The organism is Jezberella montanilacus, assembly GCF_003003055.1.
Classification (GTDB): Bacteria; Pseudomonadota; Gammaproteobacteria; order Burkholderiales; family Burkholderiaceae_B; genus Zwartia; species Zwartia montanilacus.
Genome location: NZ_PVTV01000011.1, coordinates 503,841 through 523,777, shown reverse-complemented (window position 1 = coordinate 523,777; position 19,937 = coordinate 503,841). Strand labels below are relative to the sequence as shown.

Genomic DNA, 19,937 nt, shown 5'->3' with positions numbered 1-19,937 from the left:
TTTACGAGCGGAGCGCAGTCACTTCAATTTCGATTTTCATCCTTGGATCAGCTAGCCCGGCGACAAACATGGTCGCTGCTGGTCGCACCTCACCAAAATAACGTTGAAGCACCGGCCAGCAGGCCTCAAAGTCTTCAGCTGCGGGCAAGATGTAATGCACCCGAACGACATCGGCGAGCGATGTGTTCGCTTGTTTCAGTGCGTGCTCAATATTCTTAAAGCACTGATCTGCCTGCTCAATGACCGATTCTGAAATCGTCATTGATAGATAGTCGAACCCTGTTGTACCCGAGACAAAGATCCAGTCGCCTGCGACGACTGCTCTTGAGTAAGCTATCTTTTCTTCAAAGGGCGAACCACTGCTGATAACTTGACGAGACATGGCTTTATTTTGTGAAAAGAGTTGATTTGATGTGAAGCTGATCTATGGATTGATGCATTTTATGTCGAGCCGATTGTTTGTTGACGTTCGAGTGCAATTAAAGCCACGGCCGCCCGTCGTGTCTGACCTCTTAACGCTTGAGCTTAGCAAAAGCCGCCGCCATCGCCCCACCTGCCGCAGGCTCAGCCTGATTCATTGATCTTGGTTTGCCCGCACCAGGTCGTGCGCCCGAAGCACCTTTGCCACCTGCACTCACGACAGACCCACCCAACCTCGCAGGCGGCGTGTCATCACTCAGTCGCATCGTCAACGCAACCCGCTTGCGCGCCACATCAACTTCTTGCACGCGAACCTTCACCATCTGACCAACACGCACCACATCACGTGGATCAGAAACAAACTTATCCGCCAGGGCCGAGATATGCACGAGGCCATCCTGATGCACACCAATATCCACGAAGGCACCAAAGTTGGCAACGTTGGTGACAACCCCCTCGAGAATCATCCCAGGCATCAGATCTTTCAACGTCTCGACGCCTTCTTTAAAGGTTGCGGTCTTGAACTCTGGGCGTGGGTCACGGCCTGGTTTTTCAAGTTCGTTCAGAATGTCCCGCACCGTCGGCACACCAAACTTCTCATCGGTGAACTCTGACGGTGACAAGCCTTGTAGTTTCTCCCGATGCCCAAGCACTTCCTTGACATCGGCTGCGATTTTTTTGAGTATTCGTTCGACAACAGGATAAGCCTCGGGATGAACGGACGACGCATCTAAGGGATTGTCACCGTTGGCAATTCGCAAAAAGCCAGCCGCCTGTTCGAAGGCTTTTTCACCGAATCGTGAAACTTCAAGCAATTGACGACGGTTTTGAAAAGCACCTTTTTCATCTCGGCGAGTCACAATGTTTTTAGCCAAGGTGCTGTTAAGACCCGAAACACGGGCCAACAAAGCAACAGATGCCGTGTTGACATCAACCCCCACGCCGTTAACGCAATCCTCGACTACCGCGTCGAGTGATTTAGCCAGTTCGCGCTGATTCAAGTCGTGTTGATACTGGCCGACACCGATGGCTTTAGGATCGATCTTGACCAACTCGGCAAGTGGATCTTGCAAGCGACGGGCAATCGATACGGCGCCACGCAAGCTCACATCCAACTCGGGGAATTCAAGGGCTGCTAATTCAGAGGCGGAATAAACCGAGGCACCTGCTTCAGACACCACGACACGCGTGAGCTTCAAATCTGGATGTGCCGCCATCAGGTCGCCGACCAGCTTCTCGGTTTCCCGAGAGGCCGTGCCATTGCCAATCGCGACGAGTTCAATCTGATGTTTACGTGCGATACCAGCCAGGATGGCAATCGACCCTTCGCGATCTCGCCGAGGCTCAAAGGGATAGACGGTGTGGGTCTCGACGACTTTACCGGTCTTGTCGATGGCAGCCACTTTGACTCCAGTGCGAATGCCTGGGTCTAAACCTAAAACGGCCTTCGGTCCAGCTGGTGCGGCCAATAAAAGATCTTTTAGATTTGCCGCAAAGACTCTGACAGCCTCTGCTTCAGCAGTCTCTCGCAGTCGCGTCACCATCTCGCTTTCGAGACTAGTCAGAAGTTTGACACGCCACGTCCAGCGGCAGACATCGGCTAACCATTTTGCGCGAGGTGAAGGAGATAGCTCAAATAGATCCTTGCCCAATTTTAAAAATTGACCAATTCGGACCACACAAGGGTGAGGCACGAGTGCGTCGAGAGAGGCCTCTAAGCCAATGCGAAGCTCAAGCATGCCTTGCTGGCGCCCACGCAAGAGAGCCAGAATTCGGTGAGATGGGAGTGTGCTCAACGGTTCATTAAAATCAAACCAGTCCCGAAAGTTCTCTCCCTCGACTTCTTTACCTTCAGCGACTTTCGAATAGAGATAACCTGTAGACCAAAGATGCATGCGCATGTCTTCGAGCAGGTCAGCGTTTTCTGCGTAGCGTTCTGCCAAGATGTCACGAGCACCGTCTAGTGCGGTTTTGGCATCAATGATATTGGCCTCAGCGTTCAAATAACTCGCAGCGATCGCTACAGGATCGCACGCCAGATCAGCGAGGATGGCATCTGCTAATGGCTCTAAACCGGCTTCACGGGCTATCTGAGCGCGCGTGCGACGCTTGGGCTTGAACGGCGCATATAAATCTTCAAGGCGTTGTTTGGTATCTGCCTGATCGATCAACACGCCAAGTTCTGGCGTCAGCTTGTCTTGTTCGGTTATTGACGCGAGGATGGTTGCACGCCGTTCTTCAAGGTCGCGCAGGTAAATCAGACGAACATCAAGATTGCGTAAAACGGTGTCATCGAGGCCACCTGTAGCCTCTTTACGGTAGCGAGCGATAAACGGGATAGTGGAGCCATCATCCAATAGTTCGATGACGGCCTGAATCTGGTTGGGGCGGATCGATAGTTCGCTTGCTAATTGGTTAATGATGCGAGTCAGGGCGGTGGCAGACAGGTTTTCAGCAATGCTCATTGATTGGACTTAAAAGGTTGAAGCGAAGCTGATGATTTTGCCACATCCCGGGATTGGATCCGACCTGAAGCGTTATGATCAGGCACCTGATAGGTTTCTGAATGCAAAATTCGTCGATTAAAGAAGTATTTTCTGAGCAAGGCCCACTTGCGCGTCACTCTCCCGGTTACCGGCTTCGCCCCGCCCAGATTGAGTTGGCCGAAGCGGTAGAACTCACCATTGCGTCGCGCAGTACTTTGATCGCCGAAGCGGGAACAGGCACAGGCAAAACCTGGGCCTATCTCGTCCCAGCTTTGCTCAGTGGCGGTAAGGTGTTGATTTCCACAGGTACCCGCACCCTTCAAGATCAGTTGTTTACCCGAGACCTTCCGCGGGTGAGAGACGCGTTATCTATGCCAGTTTCCATTGCCTTGCTAAAAGGGCGGGGTAACTATGTCTGCCACTATCATCTTGCGCAGCTGCAAAATGAGGATAGGGGACTGAGATCTCGGTCCGAGGTTCATCAGTTGAGACAAATTCAGACCTTCATGAAGCAGTCGACAACGGGTGATAGAGCTGACCTAGCTGTCGTCCCTGAAGAAGCTGATATCTGGCAGCGTGTCACCTCTACTCGAGAAAACTGTCTTGGCCAAGATTGTCCTTACGTCAAAGATTGTTTTGTTTTAAAAGCACGTCGACAGGCTCAAGAGGCAGAGGTCGTCGTGATTAATCATGCTCTCTTTATGGCAGATGTGGTGCTTCGTGAAGAAGGCGTAACTGACCTGCTGCCAGCTGCTGATACGGTGATCTTTGATGAGGCGCATCAGCTTCCCGATACAGCAACGCGGTTTCTCGGCACCAGTATTTCGACACATCAATTTCTGGATCTGGCCAAACTCGTTGAAACCTCGGGTTTGGCGCATGCGCGTGAGTCGACTAACTGGTCTGAACAGGCTCGCCGCATTGATCAGGCAGCTAAGGATTTGAGGCTTTCGTGTGCATCGCTTGAAAAAATACCATCTCGTAAAGTGACCTACGACGCCTTTATTGATCGTCATGAATTTGATGAGGCGCGCGCAAAACTGAAACAAGCGATTGCTGAAATCGGCGATATGCTGAAAGTGCTTGAGCAAAAGCATCCAGACCTGGCAATAGCTGCCCGCACTTGTCACGAGTTAGAGCAAGTCATGCATGACTGGGATGCCGCAGGTGATCGTGTCAGTGATGTCGATCAGCAAATCGTGCGGTGGGTTGAGCTTGGTTTACATCATGTCCGCCTGCACGCAGCGCCTTTGTCAGTGGCGGAAGCCTTCGCAAAGTATCGCGAAACGTCGCAAGCCTGGGTGTTCACCTCGGCAACCTTGTCGGTTCACGGCGATTTTGGTCACTTTACTGCTCGCTTGGGGCTAGAGGGCGCGACGAGTCTGAGGATGGAATCTCCGTTCGATTACGCCAAGCAGGCCTTGCTTTATGTGCCGACGAATTTGCCATCGCCTCAGGCAAGCGATTTCTTACCGGCGTTTGTGGATTTATTGTTTCCTTTAATTCAGGCGAGTCAGGGGGGGGCGTTAGTGCTATGCACAACCTTGCGTGCGGTTGAACGTGTTGCCCAGCTACTAGGCGACCTGTACGAAAAACACGGGATTGAGTGGCCGATCATGCGTCAGGGGTTTGGGACTAGACGTGATCTGCTTGAAAAGTTTCGGACACTGGATCATGCCGTGTTAGTCGGAAGCGCTAGTTTCTGGGAAGGCATTGATATTGCGGGCGAGCGGCTAACCTTGGTTGCTATTGATAAATTACCCTTTGCACCACCTGATGATCCCGTCTTAGAGGCTCGTTTAAGGCACTGTCGTGAACAGGGCGGCAACCCCTTCATGGAATATCAATTGCCCGAGGCGGCTATTGCGCTCAAGCAGGGTGCAGGACGTTTGATCAGGACTGAAACCGATTGGGGCGTACTGATGGTTGGGGATACGCGACTCGTGGATAAGCCCTACGGAAAGCAATTGTGGCGAGGCCTACCCCCGTTTACCAGGACCCGAGAGCATCAAACAGCAATCGATTTTCTGGTTGAGCGAACGGGTTCAGGTAGCGAGCCTAAGCCACTACCTGAATCCTCAGAATAGGCTCAGCGGGTTATACCAGGCAGGCTTGTCAGTGAATCCCTCTTCAATCAAACGCGTATTGGGGAAGTTTTTTAACAAAATACGCTGAGTATCATCACGCAACTCTGTCATGCCCAGTTTTTCGTAGGACATCATCATGATGTAGAGCGCTGGTTCAGCTGACGGTACGCCTTCAAAATCGGTCAAAACAATTTGGGCGCGATTGACAGCAGCCACATAGGCATAACGCTCGTAGTAGTAGCGCGCAATAAAGAGCTCGTTTTGTGACATCGTATCAACCAGCCAAACGAGTCGTTTACGAGCGTCAGGGGCGTATTTACTGTCGGGGAAGCGAGTAATCAGATCGTTAAAGGCAGCAAACGACTGTCGCATCGACCGCTGATCGCGTTCGCCCGGATTTTGCCCGGTGAGATTGGCAAAGAGAGCGCTTGGTGGTGTGAAAGTGATGAGGCCTTTCAGGTAAAGCATGTAATCCATGCTGGCGTGGGCAGGATATTGCTGCTGAAAGCGACCGATAGTGGCCAGCGCTTTTTCGCTTTCTTTATCTTTCCATTCGCAATAAGCAAGATCGATCATCGCTTGCTGAGCGAATATACCAAAAGGGTAGCGGGCCTCAATCGCACTAAACCGCTCTTTGGCGAGCTTCCAGTTACCAGAAGACATTTCAGTTTTGCCATCTGCCAACAGTTTTTCAGCTGCCCAATTGGCGGTAGGGTCGTATTCTGTCCCTTTGCTGGAGCAACCTGCTAAAGCAAGTGCGCATACTAGAACGAACAATCTCAGCAGCGCAGCTACGCTTAGGCGAGAGTAAGAGAAGTTATTAGGGGTCTGTCCGATCACGTCACGATCCTTGGTGTTAGCATTCGCTTTCCATTATATGACTAGTCTCATGATCCAACCTGTAGAAATTGTTGATACTTTGCCAGACGATGAGCCGTTGTTATTTACGGTGACCGATGGCATGCCACTAGATCGATTAGATAAACTGCTTGCGCAGTTGATTCCTGAGCATTCACGCAGCAGATTGCAGGCCTGGATTGAGGCTGGGCATGTCCAAGTTAACGGTAAAGTAGCGAAAATCCGGCAATCCTTGCGTGAAGATGATCTCATTACCGTTTTTGAGCAACCGGCACCTGAAGATTTGGCGTTTTTACCCGAACCGGTTGAATTTGAAGTGCTGGCAGAGAGTAGCGATTGGATCGTGGTCAATAAACCTGTCGGTCTGGTTACCCACCCCGGCGCCGGCAACTGGAGTGGCACGTTACTCAATGGACTGCTTTTTCGGTACCCTGAACTCTCGCATGTCGCCCGAGCCGGTATTGTGCATCGGCTTGATAAGGATACCTCTGGCTTGCTAGTGGTGGCCCGAAGCGAGATTGCGCAAACACATCTTGTCAGACAACTACAGGCGCGCACCATGGGTCGTCGCTATTTGGCGCTCGCGCACGGTCGCATGCTTTCAGCCGGCACCGTCGATAAACCGATTGGCCGTGATCCCAAAGTGCCAGTGCGGATGAATGTAGACAAGCCCAGTGCGCCCAAGGCTGCGGTGACTCATTACGAACTGGCTCGCACCGGCGAGTATTACGAGTCGAACGTATCTCAAATTATTTGTCGTCTCGAAACGGGTCGAACTCACCAAATTCGCGTGCATCTGTCGAGTCTGGGGCATCCTTTGCTGGGCGACACGCTTTATGGTGGACGTATTCTGGGTGAAGCGCAACGCCAGATGTTGCATGCTTATGAGTTAGCTTTTGATGACCCGATAGCTGGGCATCTCGTTCAGATTACGGCGCCGATCCCGGCAGACATGAGTGTTGTGCTGGATGCGGTGAAGTGGCGCCCATGAGCACGCTGAATTTTGATCGTCAGATAGAGGTGGTCACTCCGACGCAACAGTGGTCGGGGGTCTCGCTTTTTAGTACCACTCGTTTTGGTGGGGTCAGCCATCCCCCTTTTGATAGTCTCAATCTCGGTTTTCGATCTGGTGACGATATCGACAAGGTCAAGGCAAATCGAGACCGCCTCGGGGCGCTTATACCGAATCACCCCTATTGGCTGAAGCAGGTGCATGGGGATGTGGTTCACCAGATCGACATGACGACTGAGGTCTCAACCTGGTCGATGCCAGAGGGGGATGCAAGCGTCACGACAAGCCCTGGTCGCGTGCTCGCCGTCTTGACCGCTGATTGCCTGCCTGTTGTCGTTGCTGATGAACAAGCATCTGTTTTAGGGGTGGCGCATGCTGGGTGGCGAGGGTTAGCCGCTGGTGTATTAGAGCGAACGGTAGAACGCATGAAAGCGCTGCGGCCTGAAGCAAAACATTTCCGAGCCTGGATAGGACCCGCAATCGGACAGCATTCGTTTCAAGTTGGAAGCGATGTCTTTGATGCTTTCGTGTTGAGTAAGCCTGAAACCGAAACGTTTTTTAAGATTGATCCTGGCCAGCCTGAAAAATGGCATGCTGATTTGGCAGGTTTAGCAGAACATCGTTTAAATCAAAATGGTGTTGCAAGTGTCGAAAAATCTGGCCTGTGCACGGTGACGGATTCTCGGCAAAGATTCTTTTCATATCGACGCGATAAAAGCACTGGAAGAATGGCAACAATTGCATGGTTGCAACAATAATAAAGTAATATTTAGATAGACTGTTTACCCTGATTGACAGGCGTGATTTGCTGGCGCAGGATGTAATGAGGTCGCTTGTGCCACGCAGTTGTCTTTTAGGGGTTTGAATTTGAACGCATCAATGCCAACTGGTTGGGCGACTCCACCGGGTATCCCTGAGGGTGCCCTGGATTCAATCCGCTCCGAATTTATCAAACAATGGCGGGATTTGACCGAGTCGGCAGTCTCTCGGCAACTGCCTGCTATCACCGATCGTCGATTCGCCAGTCCGGCGTGGTCAGCCAATCCTTCTTACTTGATGATGGCTCATTTTTATTTGCTGTCGGCCAAATCGATGCAGCGCATGGTCGATGCTTCGGATGCCGATCAAGACATGAAAGAGCGTCTGCGGTTTTCAATCATGCAGTGGCTTGACGCCATGTCGCCAGCAAATTTTTTGATCACCAATCCTGATGCACAAGAGACTTTATTGAAGACGGGTGGTGAATCGATCGTTGCTGGGATGAATAATTTTTTTGCCGACGTGCAAAAAGGTCGTATCACTCAAACGGACGAGTCAAAATTCAAAGTCGGTGAAAACGTGGCGACGACTCCCGGCAGTGTTGTGTTTCAGAATAAATATTTCCAACTGATTCAATATAAACCTGCTGCCTCGACGGCTTACGCTCGACCGATTCTATTAGTACCACCTTGCATCAACAAATTTTATGTTCTCGATTTGCAGCCTGAGAACTCTGTCGTTCGACACACGCTAGCACAAGGTTTCAATGTATTTTTAGTTTCCTGGCGAAATCCAGTCCCCGAGGATACTGATGGCATTGAGCATGCAACCTGGGATGAATATCTAGAAGACGGCGTGCTGAAGGCTATTTCGGTGGTTCAAGCAATTTCCGGGCAGAGCAAAATAAATACCCTCGGTTTTTGTGTAGGCGGCACGATGCTTGCTACCGCGCTGGCTGTCGCAGCTGCCCGTGGAGAAGAGCCGGCTGCCTCAGTGACTTTGCTGACCTCCATGTTGGACTTCAGTGATACGGGAGTATTAGGTGTTTTTGTGGATCCCCAACAGGTTGCGATGCGCGAGCAACAAATGGGGCACGGTGGTCTCATGACTGCGCGCGAACTGGCAACGACGTTTTCGTTCCTGCGTCCAAATGAACTCGTCTGGAATTACGTCGTTTCTAACTATCTGAAAGGCGAGACCCCGCCTGCCTTTGATCTGCTGTTCTGGAACAGCGACAGCACTAATCTGCCCGGTCCGTTTTTTACTTGGTATTTTCGCAATACCTATCTTGAGAATAATTTACGCGTACCCGGCAAATTAGACTGCGCCGGCGTCCCGGTCGATTTGAGCAAAATCAAAATACCGGCGTATTTGTATGCCTCGCGTGAAGATCACATTGTTCCCTGGAAGACTTCTTACTTGTCGACACAAGTGTTGGGTGGTGCCAAACGATTTGTGCTGGGGGCGTCAGGCCACATCGCAGGTGTGATCAATCCACCCGCTAAAAACAAACGTAGTTTCTGGACGGCGCAAAACGATCAAGAGCACACGACAGCCAATCAATGGTTTGATCAGGCCATCGAAAATCCCGGCAGCTGGTGGAACGACTGGACAACCTGGTTGGCCAAACAGTCTGGTCGAAAGGTCAAAGTTTCTGCACAGGCGGGAAATAAATATTATCCGGATATTGAAGCGGCACCAGGTTCGTACGTGCAAGTCAGAGCAGTTTAAAAAAAACAGGAGCAAACATGAGTAAAAAAGTTGCATATGTTACGGGTGGGATGGGTGGTATCGGCACTGCGATTTGTCAGCGGTTGGCTAAAGAAGGGATGACGGTGATTGCAGGGTGCGGTCCGACGCGTAACTTTGAGCAGTGGATCGATGAACAAGCCGCGCTTGGATACACCTTTCACGTTTCTGTTGGTAACGTATCGGATTGGGATTCAACTGAAGCGGCGTTTAAAAAGGCGGTTGCAGAGCACGGTCCGATTGATGTGCTGATCAATAATGCCGGGATTACGCGAGACGGTGTTTTTCGCAAAATGAGTGTGCAGGACTGGCAGGCAGTGATGGATACGAATGTCACTAGTTTGTTCAATGTGACTAAGCAAGTGATTGATCCGATGGTCGAACGCGGCTTTGGGCGTATCATCAATATCAGCTCGGTGAATGGTCAAAAAGGTCAGTTTGGTCAAACGAACTACGCGACTGCGAAAGCCGCGATTCATGGCTTTACCATGTCACTGGCGCTTGAAGTAGCGAGCAAAGGGGTCACAGTCAACACAGTTTCCCCTGGTTACATTGGCACGGACATGGTCAAGGCGATCAGGCCGGATGTGCTCGAGAAAATCGTTGCCACGATTCCTGTCAAGCGCCTGGGACGGCCGGAAGAGATCGCATCGATTTGTGCTTGGATTGCCTCGGAAGATGCGGGGTTCTCTACTGGCGCAGACTTTTCATTGAATGGTGGTCTACACATGGGTTAAAGCTCGGTTTCCGACCAAGAGCCGAGGCACTTGGCGGGTCGAGTTTTAAACCTTATTGAAACAGTAAATTGAGAATCAGATGACGGAAGCATCAACCACGAGCGCAGTGCGGTTAATCAAAAAGTATCCGAACCGCCGTCTGTACGACACACAGACCAGCACCTACATCACCTTGACCGACGTCAAGCAGCTGGTGCTGGATCAGGCCGTGTTTAAAGTGGTTGATGCTAAGACGAGCGAGGATTTGACGCGCAGCATCTTGTTGCAAATTATTCTTGAAGAAGAGAGCGGTGGGGTGCCCATGTTCTCGTCTACGATGCTAGCCCATGTGATTCGCTTTTACGGTCATGCTATGCAGAGCGTCATGGGGTCCTATCTTGAGAAAAATATTCAGGCCTTCATGGATGTCCAGGATCGTATCGCCGAACATTCCAAAGGTGTTTACGGTAATCAGTTTGGTCCTGACACTTGGGCTCAATTCATGAGTGCTCAAAATCCAGTGATGCAAAATTTGATGAACGGCTATGTTGAACAGAGCAAGACTTTGTTCTCGCAAATGCAGGACAAAATGCAGGACCAAAGCCTTAATATCTTCAGTACTTTTCCCTTCGCACCTGGTGCAAAGGGAAAAGAAGACACTTCAAAGTAAAACGCTTAACTCTCTTTGATGCGGGCGGCGATATGATCCAACGCCTCCTGCACTTGATCGATCAAGATCAAACAAAGATCGCCTGGCTGTAATGCTTGCAGGGCGGTATCGATCGCCAGAAACTCACCTCTGATTTCTTGAACCTCTTTGGTCCTCGAGACGTTTTCCAAGCCTTTGCGCAACAAGTTTAGGACCTCACCGTCCTCTCTTCCTCGCTGGCACTGATCTTGGTAGAGAATCGCTGCGTCGAATACTTCGCCAAGGATTTCTGTCTGACGAACAATATCCTCGTCGCGACGATCGCCTGCGCCGCTAATGACGACTGTTCGACGTTTGGCTGTCATGCTCTCAATCGCTGGCACCAGCGCTTCAATTGCATCTGGATTGTGACCATAATCGGCAATGACTGTTGCCCCGCGATAGTCGAATACGTTGAACCGGCCCGGCGCTGTTTGAGCGTCATTGATGAAGGTCGACAGACCAGCCTCGATAATTTTGAAATCAAGTCCTAAGGCCCACGTTGCAGCAATCGCGCACATGGCGTTATCGACTTGAAAACCAATCGTGCCATGACGTGTCAATGGTATGCCTGCCAGCGCAATGCGATGCTCGAAACTGCCTTCCGCGCAGACGATATGCGCATCGTCTTTAAAGACGACTCGTTTCCCTTGAGCTCGATGTGTTAGCAGAACCGGATGATGGTTGTCGTTCGAGAAGAAGGTGACTGAACCTGGGCAGTTCGCTGCCATCTTAGAGACCATCGGATCTGTTGCATTGAGCACGGCAGTACCGTTGGGCGCTACATATTGAACGATGACCTGTTTGACTAAGGCCAGACCTTCGACCGTGTTGATGAAGTTCATGCCAAGATGGTCGCCTGCACCGATGTTGGTGACGATAGCCACGTCACAACGATCAAAGGCCAAGCCTTCGCGCAGGATGCCGCCACGAGCAGTTTCAAACACAGCGGCGTCTACATAAGGGTGCATCAACACATTGCGAGCGCTGCGTGGCCCGCTGCAATCACCCGTGTCAATACAGCGATGCTCAATGTAAACACCATCAGAATTAGTCATGCCAACACGGTTGCCAGCCGCAGCCATCAGGTGAGCTGATAAGCGCACTGTCGTTGTCTTGCCGTTAGTCCCGGCAACGGCAATGACAGGAATTCGACCATTTTCCTGTTCGTTAAACATGGTCGAAATGATGGCCTCGCCCACTGGACGACCATGCCCAAACGATGGGTTGATATGCATGCGTAAGCCTGGTGCCGCATTGATTTCAACGATGCCGGCGTGCTGTTCCTCCATAGGCTTATGCATGGTTTCAGCGACAAGGTCAACACCAGCGATGTCAAGACCAACCATTTTGGCAGCGGTGACAATTCGGGCCGCCAACTCGGGATGAACTTCGTCTGTTACATCGGTGGCACTGCCACCAGTGCTTAAATTCGCATTGTTACGTAATAGCACTCGCCGACCCTTGGTCGGGATTGAATCGACTGTCAACTCTTGTTTGACCAAGGTAGCTTGGGCGATGTCGTCAAAGCGTATTTTGGTGAGTGGCGTAGCGTGTCCGTCGCCGCGTAACGGGTCGAGATTGACCTGGTCAACCAATTGTCTAATCGTGTGTATCCCGTCACCCACCACATGAGGTGGGTCGCGACGCGCAGCAGCAATCAGTCTGTCACCTACCACGAGCATACGGAAGTCATGGCCAGGGATATACCGCTCGACAATGACGTCGCGGCTGATGTCCGAAGCCGTCGCAAACGCTGCGACCAGTTGCTCGCGTGTTTCGATGTTGACGGCAACCCCTTTGCCTTGATTGCCGTCTCGCGGTTTGACCACGACAGGCAAGCCTATTTTGTTGGCGATTTCCCACGCGTGTTCTTCATCAGAGACGACGTAACCGTTCGGGACTGGCACACCTGCCACGTCCAAGAGCATTTTGGTTAAATCCTTGTCTTGCGCGATCGCTTCTGCTATGGCACTTGTGTTGTCTGTTTCCGCAGCTTGTATGCGGCGTTGCTTACTACCCCAGCCAAATTGAACCAGACTGCCCTCCGTCAGACGACGATAGGGAATATCTCTGGCGACAGCGGCATGGACGATTGAACCTGTGCTCGGCCCTAAGCGAATGTCTTCGTCCAGCTCTCTCAGTTTGTCCAGTGATAATTTGATGTCAAACGCTTCATTATTGAGTGCAGCAAGGCAGAGCGATTCGGCCAGTTGTATCGCCAAGCGACCCACACTCTCCTCTGAGTACTCCACAATTACTTGAAAAACGCCCGCCTCTGGCGTTGCGACCGTTTGACCAAACGCAACGGGGCATCCGGCTGCCGCCTGCAGACCCAGCGCAACAGCTTCAATGGCGTGAGCCATCGACAGTGGCTCTTTGTGACCGAGTGGTCGTAGGGGCCTGATATCAGGAAAACGCGCGCGCAGACGCACAGTGAAATCCGAGATTTGATCCAGATCGCACTCAATGCCTTCGCACGTGACCACCGCTTCTATCGCGGTGTGACGGCTCCACAGGTTGGGGCCGCGTAAGGCGCGAATACGTGAGACTTCCATGTTGTTTCCTCAGTGTATCGAGCGAGTCGTTATAGGTTAAACCAGTGGGCTGATCAGGCCAGCTTCAATGAGTTCCGTTGGCATGCCAAGCGCCCAAGCCGCTGCCGCTGCTGCCAGAACGGCAGAGCGGGTCGAGTCAGTGGACGCTTGCGAGACGGTCGGGCAGGCGTCGATAGACATCAGAGCAGTGCGAGACGCACCGTGTGCCAGCACCACGCGGCCTTGTTCGACGATCACGGCTCGGTGTCCTTGCTTAAGGTGATCGACGACGACGGTGTGTGTTGGATCCAAGCTGTAAAACGTAACCGATCCTTCGCAGTAAGCGGCTAATGAGGCAACGATCGAGTCATCTGCATTGAGTACCGCGGTACCCGTCGGCAACACAACGTCTACTTGGGTTCGATAAACCTTGATCAAATCATCGTTATCTTCAAGGTTGTGAAGGTCGTAGACTTGAAACGCTTCTGACCATTCCACGCGAGTCACGACGCCCACTTCACACACTTCATAGGGAAGACCATTCGCAAGAATCTCATGCCCCGTCGTTTCAATGACAGCAGCTTGCACTTCACGATTAAGTAAAAGTTTACGAGCTTGATCGAAATTTGTGCTGTCCTCTGAACTAATTCGACGACGACCTACCTGTAGACCCGAACGGGTTGCCATGCCAGTTTCCCAGCCGTTCAAACTCATCAAATGAAAGAGCAGGCTCGTGACCTGATCAACGCCTTCGGTCCCGCACACGCCAACGATGGGGATGAGTCCACTTTCTTCGGCAGCAAACATGTGGTCAACGATGGCACGACCCACAGGCCGGGGTTGTCCTTCGGCTGGTCTGATATGCATGAGCAAACCGGGACCCGCATTGACCTCGACAATCGCGCCAGACTGCTGTTTTAAGGGTTTAGAAATATCCTGTGCCACGAGATCGATGCCTGCGACGTTCAGGCCGACAATTCGGGCGGCCATGGCTGCGGTATCAGCAACGTCTGGATGGACGTCATCAGTGCAATCGATCGCCACGTTGCCACTGCGCTGAATAATCACGATGCGACCCTCGTCAGGTATCGACTCTGGTGTGAGGCCTTGTTTTTCGATTTCCAGACGATTAGCTGAGTCCAGCTTGATAAAGTTCAGCGGATGATCTTCGTTACGGCCGCGTCTCGGATCCGCGTTAATTTGGCTTTCGATCAAGTCAGCCACACTTGATTTGCCGTCGCCTGTGATGAAGGCAGTTGAACCTTTTGCTGCAGCGACCATTTTGCCGCCAACAATCAACAAGCGATGCTCGTCGCCGAAAATGAACTTCTCGACGAGGACACCTGACCCTTCTTGTAGAGCGACAGCGTAGGCAGCTTCGACTTCTCTTTGTGACACTAAATTAGTGAAGACACCACGTCCGTGATTGCCATCAACCGGCTTGACTACAACAGGCATGCCGAGGTCTTGTGCAGCATCCCACGCGTCCTCAGCACTCTCGACAGCCCGCCCGCTGGGGACAGGCACACCACACGCTTCGAGCAGAGATTTAGTCAGATCTTTATCGCGCGAGGTGGTCTCAGCTATTGCCCCCGTTTGTTCTGTCTCGGCCGTCCAGATACGGCGCTGTCGGGATCCATAGCCCAATTGCAGCAGATTTCCGCTGCTCAAACGGATGGTTGGGATACGGCGGTCTTTTGCGGCCTCGACTATCGTGGCGGTGCTCGGTCCCAAAAAATACGTTTCCATCAAGTCTTTGAGTTCTTCGACTTGAGTGTTCACATCAAAGTCCCTGTCTTCATATGCTGCCATGACGAGGTCCCGACCCGCTTGCAACGCCGCTTTGGCGACTTGCTCGTTCCAGGCAGTGATCACGACTTTATAGACACCCCTTCTTGAGGTTTCGCGCGTGCGACCGAAGCCGCCTTTCATCCCAGCCAGATTTTGCAGCTCAAGCGCGACGTGCTCGAGGATGTGGCCTGGCCAAGTCCCGCGCTCTAACCGAGTTAAAAACCCACCACGGACGCCAGGGCTGCACCGATGCTCAATCAAGCTAGGCATCCAGGCCGTCAAACGCTTGTAAACACTGGGTACCGTGTCAGAGGGGCAGTCCTCCAAGTCGCCGATATCAACGATGGCTTCGATCACGGGCACGTAAAGAACGGTCCAGATGTTTGGGCCACGCAAGTGCGCGATGCGCTCAATGATGATGTCGCGTTTATTCATATTTTTATCGGGACCTGCCTCTTAAATCGATTCTTGGGCGCACACATCGCGGTAGTACTGACATGGATTGATTTGACAGGCAAAAGTTCATGACGCAGCGCAATAATGTTGCGAATTGCTTCATTATCGTAGCAAAAACTCACTTAGCGAGTGCCGAGGCGATCTTTACCTCCGAATTCCTCTTGCCGCCTCGTTATACTAGTCAAGTCATGAGTTTGTCTTCGAACGTTCAATCTAACCATAAACTGACGCTGCCGCCTGCGTGGGCTAGCGCTCTGCACGGCATTCTTGTCCCCGGTGAAGCAGTCAAGGCGTGGATAGAGCCCGATTTAGACAACGATCTTCGCTTTAATGCAAGTATTTTAGTGTTGACTAACAAGCGTCTGCTGACGCGTTATGCCGGCTCGACCGACTGGGTTTGCTGGGACGTGACGTCGAAACAATCACTTGAGCACCGAGATCATGCAGGGCTTGGGGTGGTCGAGCTGTTTGATGAGGGCAAGCGCTTAGCACTCTGGCACCATACCTTAGGTCTCGCCGCCGCCGTCAGCCGTCTTTGCGAAACATTTCTGGTTTGTCAGACGCTGCATGGTGATGCGTCCGCTCAAATTGATGTCGCGCCTGCCACCTGCCCAACTTGCGGGACGCCGTTTGCGCCCGATCAAGAAGAGTGCGCAGTATGCAGTGGCGAGGCTCAAGGCCCTAATAACGGTTGGGCGTTGCTTAGACTCATCCGTTTTGCTAAGCCCTACCGAGGTCTGTTGATTCTGGGATTGGTCTTGACGCTGCTCTCGACCGGGGCAACATTGGTGCCGCCCTATTTGACGATGCCACTGATGGATAAGATCCTTATCCCTTTCCAGAACGGCAAACCAATTGATTACGATCTGGTTGCTCTGCTTTTGACTGGTCTGGTGGTTTCTGGATTTCTGGCGTGGTTGCTCAGTTGGGCACGAACATATTTATTAGCTTGGATCAGCGAGAGGATAGGTGCTGATCTGCGAACCGCTACGTTTACGCACCTGCAAACGCTGTCTCTGCAGTACTTCGGTGGCAAGCGAACCGGTGATTTGATGGCTCGAATCGGTAGCGAGACCGACCGCATTAATCTGTTTCTGTCGTTGCATTTGCTCGACTTTGCAAATGACGTGCTGATGATTTTGATGACGGCTGGCATCCTGATTTCGATCGACCCTAAGTTGGCGCTGACAACCTTGATCCCGTTGCCCATAATCGTTTGGATGATTAATTCTGTCAGAGGTCGTCTGCGGCACGGATTTGAAAAAGTTGATCGAGCCTGGAGCGAAGTGACCAATGTGCTCGCGGATACGATACCGGGCATTCGCGTGGTTAAGGCCTTTGCACAAGAGCACCGCGAGGTCGCACGTTTTCGTGAAGCTAATAACCGCTATCTTGGCGTGAATGACCGAATCAATAAAGTCTGGGCTTTGTTTGCCCCAACGGTCACGTTTCTGACCGAGATTGGTTTGTTGGTGGTCTGGATATTTGGTATTTCTCAGGTTGCGGCACACAGTATTACAGTGGGTGTTCTGGCGGCCTTTTTAGCGTATATCGGTCGTTTCTATACACGACTGGATTCGATGAGCCGTATTGTTTCGCATACCCAGCAAGCGGCGGCGGGTGCGAAGCGAATCTTCGACATCCTCGATCATGTGTCGAGTGTGCCGGACGCGACAAGGCCGGTTCCTTTGGATAAAGTTGAGGGTCGGATCGAACTCAAAAACGTGGGCTTTCGGTATGGAAGTCGTACGATCTTGCGTGGAATTGACCTCAATATACGCGCCGGGGAAATGATCGGCTTGGTGGGTCACAGTGGCTCAGGTAAAAGCTCGCTCGTGAATCTGATTTGTCGGTTTTACGATGTAACGGAAGGTGGGATTCGTGTAGATGGTGTCGACATCAGATCGTACTCGCTGGCCTCTTATCGGCGCCATATCGGGCTCGTTCTACAAGAGCCCTTCTTGTTTTTTGGCAGCATTGCTGAAAACATCGCCTATGGTAAGCCAGAAGCCACACGCGAAGAAATAGTCTCGGCTGCGAGGGCTGCGAGGGCGCACGAATTTATCTTAAGACTGCCACAGGGGTATGACTCACTTGTGGGCGAAAGAGGCCAGGCACTTTCAGGCGGCGAGCGTCAACGGATATCCATTGCCCGTGCGCTGTTGATTGATCCCAAAATTCTTATTCTTGATGAAGCCACCTCGTCAGTCGACACCACGACCGAAATGGAGATTCAAGAGGCTTTGGATAACTTGATTCAAGGCCGCACGACCATTGCTATTGCGCATCGTCTGAGCACACTTCGGAAGGCAGATCGTTTGGTCGTGCTGGACCGCGGTAAGGTGGTCGAAATAGGCCCCCATGACGAACTGATCGCGCGTCAAGGCGCCTATCACGCCTTGTATCTCGCTCAAGCGCGTCAGACTGAAACAGATGGTCATGCCGTGATCATTGATACCGATGCGAAACAGGCTGCGACAAATGTTTGAGTTCAAATTGTCCCGTAACCTGGCAGGAAAACTGGTTTTGACGACAGCAGACGGGATGGTTCACGAGGGCGTCGTGCCGGTAAGAGCTTTCCCGGTCGCTGCACCTGACTTCTTTGTTGCCATCATGAGTCTCGAAGGTAAGGAGATTGCCTGGATAGATGACCTCCAAAAGCTGCCAGAAGATACGAGGCAATACATTCAAGATGAGATTGCTTCTCGTGAGCTGATCCCCGAGATTCTCAGTATTGTTTCGGTGTCGACCTTCTCAACACCCAGTGACTGGGAGGTGACAACTGATAAGGGACGCACAAAATTTACGCTCAAAGGCGAAGAGGACATCCGTCGGCTATCGACTCGGACGCTGCTCATCACCGATAGTCACGGTCTGCGTTTTTATTTGAAAGACATGCAAACGCTGGATAAAAATAGTCGCAAAATTCTCGATCGATTTCTGTGACACAAGCTTCTAGAGTTTGTAATCTGCGTCGAAGTTGTCTCCCACCTTGATTTGTTGTGACCCGCCGGCGGTGATGACAGCGTTCATACCAAAGCAGATGGCGTTGTCCACGATAGCGAGCCGCCGATAAGGGCTGAGCAGGTCACTGACTGTCGGTGATGATTGCGCTGTGTAGGGGTCAATGTCAATAATGGCGCACCGAGAACACGGTTTGACCAGCTGCAGTTCTGGACCACAGGCGATTGGATCAAAACGGATGATATCCAGGTGGTCTTCTGTGTGTCCGTCGAGGCCGGTCAGTACAATGTTTGGGCGAAACCTATCCATTGCGACCGTCTCATGGCCTCGCTGGGCGAGCTGGCTATTGAGCTCATCCAAGGCCGCTTGTGTGATGACGAGGGCAGCAAAACCATCGCTAAACATATTGGGTCTGTCCAGACCTTGAGTCCAGTCTTTGTTTGACAGGCGTGTCGAATGGTTGCCGAACCTCATCAAGCGAAAATTTTTACCTGGAACTTGTAAAAAACGATCGAGCCACCCGGCGACCTCATCACCCATGTCGTCAGCCAGTAGCGTGTCACGCCAGACCGTCACCATGATGGGTTTACCGCGATAAGCTAAATCAACACTGATTGTCTCTTGATCGGGCGCCGACAGGGTCAATTGCTCCGCCGTAAGGCCAGGCGTGATCCAGACCATGTGAGGGCACTGTCGCTGGGTAAGAAACATCCCATTCTGGTCAACAATGACCCATTCGCGGTCGAATGCCAGCCCCGTCGGTTTAATCAAAGTCGTTTGGATTTCGATACCCGCGCAAGATTTGATCGGGTAAATAAAAAGCTGGCTGACGAATCCGTGGCAATCGCTCATCACTCGGGTCTCTAAAAGAATTTAAAATGGAACTAACGCTTAAACTAGTTGGTTGTGATCTTATCAGGGGTTTTGCCATGCCATCTTTTGATGTTGTCTCAGAAGTAGACAAACACGAATTGACCAATGCAGTTGATCAAGCTAATCGCGAGCTATCGACACGGTTTGATTTCAAAGGCAGCGATGCAAAATTCGAGCTCGATGAATTTGTGGTCACTCAAGTTGCTGGCAGCGCATTTCAGTTAAAGCAGATGCTGGATATTTTGCGCAGCCGCTTGAGCGCGCGAGGTATCGATGTTCGCTGTCTGGATGTCGCAGATCCGCTCGAGAACTTAGGTGGCGCGCGTCAAAAAGTGACCGTCAAACAGGGGATTGAGCAACCGGTGTCAAAGAAGCTGATTGCTGCCATGAAAGAAGCCAAACTCAAGGTCGAACATCAGATTACTGGCGAAAAATTACGCGTAACTGGTAAAAAACGCGATGACTTGCAAGATGCCATCGCGCTCCTGAAAAAAGTAGATGTGCCTTTGCCCCTGCAGTTCAATAACTTCAGGGACTAAGG

General features: G+C 51.7%; 14 protein-coding genes and 1 pseudogene. 9 read left to right on the top strand and 6 right to left on the bottom strand.

Annotated elements, in window-relative coordinates; translation table 11 throughout:
• Position 1: 1 nt before the first annotated feature.
• Positions 2-382 (bottom strand): RidA family protein, encoded by a 381-nt coding sequence (locus BCM14_RS04055; RefSeq protein ID WP_106226687.1) that lies wholly within the window; start codon positions 380-382, stop codon positions 2-4.
• A gap of 130 nt (positions 383-512) precedes the next feature.
• The gene (locus tag BCM14_RS04050) at positions 513-2,885 is read right to left on the bottom strand and encodes a Tex family protein (protein WP_106226686.1); all 2,373 of its coding nucleotides are present in this window, start codon (positions 2,883-2,885) and stop codon (positions 513-515) included.
• A 101-nt stretch (positions 2,886-2,986) separates the two neighbouring features.
• On the opposite strand from BCM14_RS04050, the gene yoaA reads away from it, so the two are divergent.
• Positions 2,987-4,993, top strand: coding sequence for a DNA repair helicase YoaA (gene yoaA, locus BCM14_RS04045; RefSeq protein ID WP_106226685.1), 2,007 nt, complete (start codon positions 2,987-2,989; stop codon positions 4,991-4,993).
• Here the strand turns inward: yoaA and BCM14_RS04040 are convergent.
• Positions 4,985-5,776, bottom strand: coding sequence for an outer membrane protein assembly factor BamD (locus tag BCM14_RS04040; RefSeq protein ID WP_106227036.1), 792 nt, complete (start codon positions 5,774-5,776; stop codon positions 4,985-4,987). The genes yoaA and BCM14_RS04040 overlap by 9 nt on opposite strands.
• 106 nt (positions 5,777-5,882) lie before the next feature.
• Between BCM14_RS04040 and BCM14_RS04035 the strand changes: the two genes are divergently transcribed.
• The 5 genes from BCM14_RS04035 to phaR all read left to right on the top strand — a co-directional run bounded on the left by BCM14_RS04035 (position 5,883) and on the right by phaR (position 10,757).
• Entirely contained in the window at positions 5,883-6,842 is a 960-nt protein-coding gene (locus tag BCM14_RS04035) for an RluA family pseudouridine synthase (RefSeq protein WP_106226684.1), read from the top strand.
• The gene (gene pgeF / locus BCM14_RS04030) at positions 6,839-7,621 is read left to right on the top strand and encodes a peptidoglycan editing factor PgeF (RefSeq protein WP_106226683.1); all 783 of its coding nucleotides are present in this window, start codon (positions 6,839-6,841) and stop codon (positions 7,619-7,621) included. Before BCM14_RS04035 ends, pgeF begins: the two co-directional genes overlap by 4 nt.
• Before the next feature lie 109 nt (positions 7,622-7,730).
• On the top strand, positions 7,731-9,353 hold the full coding sequence (gene phaC, locus BCM14_RS04025) for a class I poly(R)-hydroxyalkanoic acid synthase (protein WP_375318458.1): 1,623 nt from the start codon (positions 7,731-7,733) through the stop codon (positions 9,351-9,353).
• 17 nt (positions 9,354-9,370) lie between these two features.
• Positions 9,371-10,108 carry an acetoacetyl-CoA reductase gene (gene phbB, locus BCM14_RS04020; RefSeq protein ID WP_106226681.1) on the top strand — a complete coding sequence of 246 codons (738 nt, stop codon included), beginning with the start codon at positions 9,371-9,373 and terminating at the stop codon, positions 10,106-10,108.
• A gap of 79 nt (positions 10,109-10,187) precedes the next feature.
• Complete coding sequence (phaR, locus tag BCM14_RS04015) at positions 10,188-10,757, top strand: polyhydroxyalkanoate synthesis repressor PhaR (protein ID WP_106226680.1); 570 nt, start codon at positions 10,188-10,190, stop codon at positions 10,755-10,757.
• Between the two features lie 5 nt (positions 10,758-10,762).
• Here the strand turns inward: phaR and cphA are convergent, their stop codons facing one another.
• Both cphA and BCM14_RS04005 read right to left on the bottom strand, forming a co-directional pair.
• Complete coding sequence (gene cphA, locus BCM14_RS04010; RefSeq protein ID WP_106226679.1) at positions 10,763-13,333, bottom strand: cyanophycin synthetase; 2,571 nt, start codon at positions 13,331-13,333, stop codon at positions 10,763-10,765.
• A 48-nt stretch (positions 13,334-13,381) separates the two neighbouring features.
• A pseudogene (locus BCM14_RS04005) lies at positions 13,382-15,538 on the bottom strand (cyanophycin synthetase); the annotation flags it as partial.
• A gap of 209 nt (positions 15,539-15,747) precedes the next feature.
• On the opposite strand from BCM14_RS04005, the gene BCM14_RS04000 reads away from it, so the two are divergent.
• Both BCM14_RS04000 and BCM14_RS03995 read left to right on the top strand, forming a co-directional pair.
• Positions 15,748-18,048 (top strand): cyanophycin metabolism-associated ABC transporter, encoded by a 2,301-nt coding sequence (locus BCM14_RS04000; RefSeq protein WP_106227035.1) that lies wholly within the window; start codon positions 15,748-15,750, stop codon positions 18,046-18,048.
• The gene (locus tag BCM14_RS03995) at positions 18,041-18,505 is read left to right on the top strand and encodes a cyanophycin metabolism-associated DUF1854 family protein (RefSeq protein WP_106226677.1); all 465 of its coding nucleotides are present in this window, start codon (positions 18,041-18,043) and stop codon (positions 18,503-18,505) included. Before BCM14_RS04000 ends, BCM14_RS03995 begins: the two co-directional genes overlap by 8 nt.
• A gap of 9 nt (positions 18,506-18,514) precedes the next feature.
• Here BCM14_RS03995 and BCM14_RS03990 read toward each other — a convergent pair whose 3' ends face one another.
• Positions 18,515-19,375, bottom strand: coding sequence for an MOSC domain-containing protein (locus BCM14_RS03990; RefSeq protein ID WP_106226676.1), 861 nt, complete (start codon positions 19,373-19,375; stop codon positions 18,515-18,517).
• 77 nt (positions 19,376-19,452) lie between these two features.
• Here BCM14_RS03990 and BCM14_RS03985 point away from each other — a divergent pair, with 77 nt between their 5' ends.
• On the top strand, positions 19,453-19,935 hold the full coding sequence (locus BCM14_RS03985) for a YajQ family cyclic di-GMP-binding protein (protein WP_106227034.1): 483 nt from the start codon (positions 19,453-19,455) through the stop codon (positions 19,933-19,935).
• The last annotated feature ends 2 nt before the right edge of the window (positions 19,936-19,937 follow it).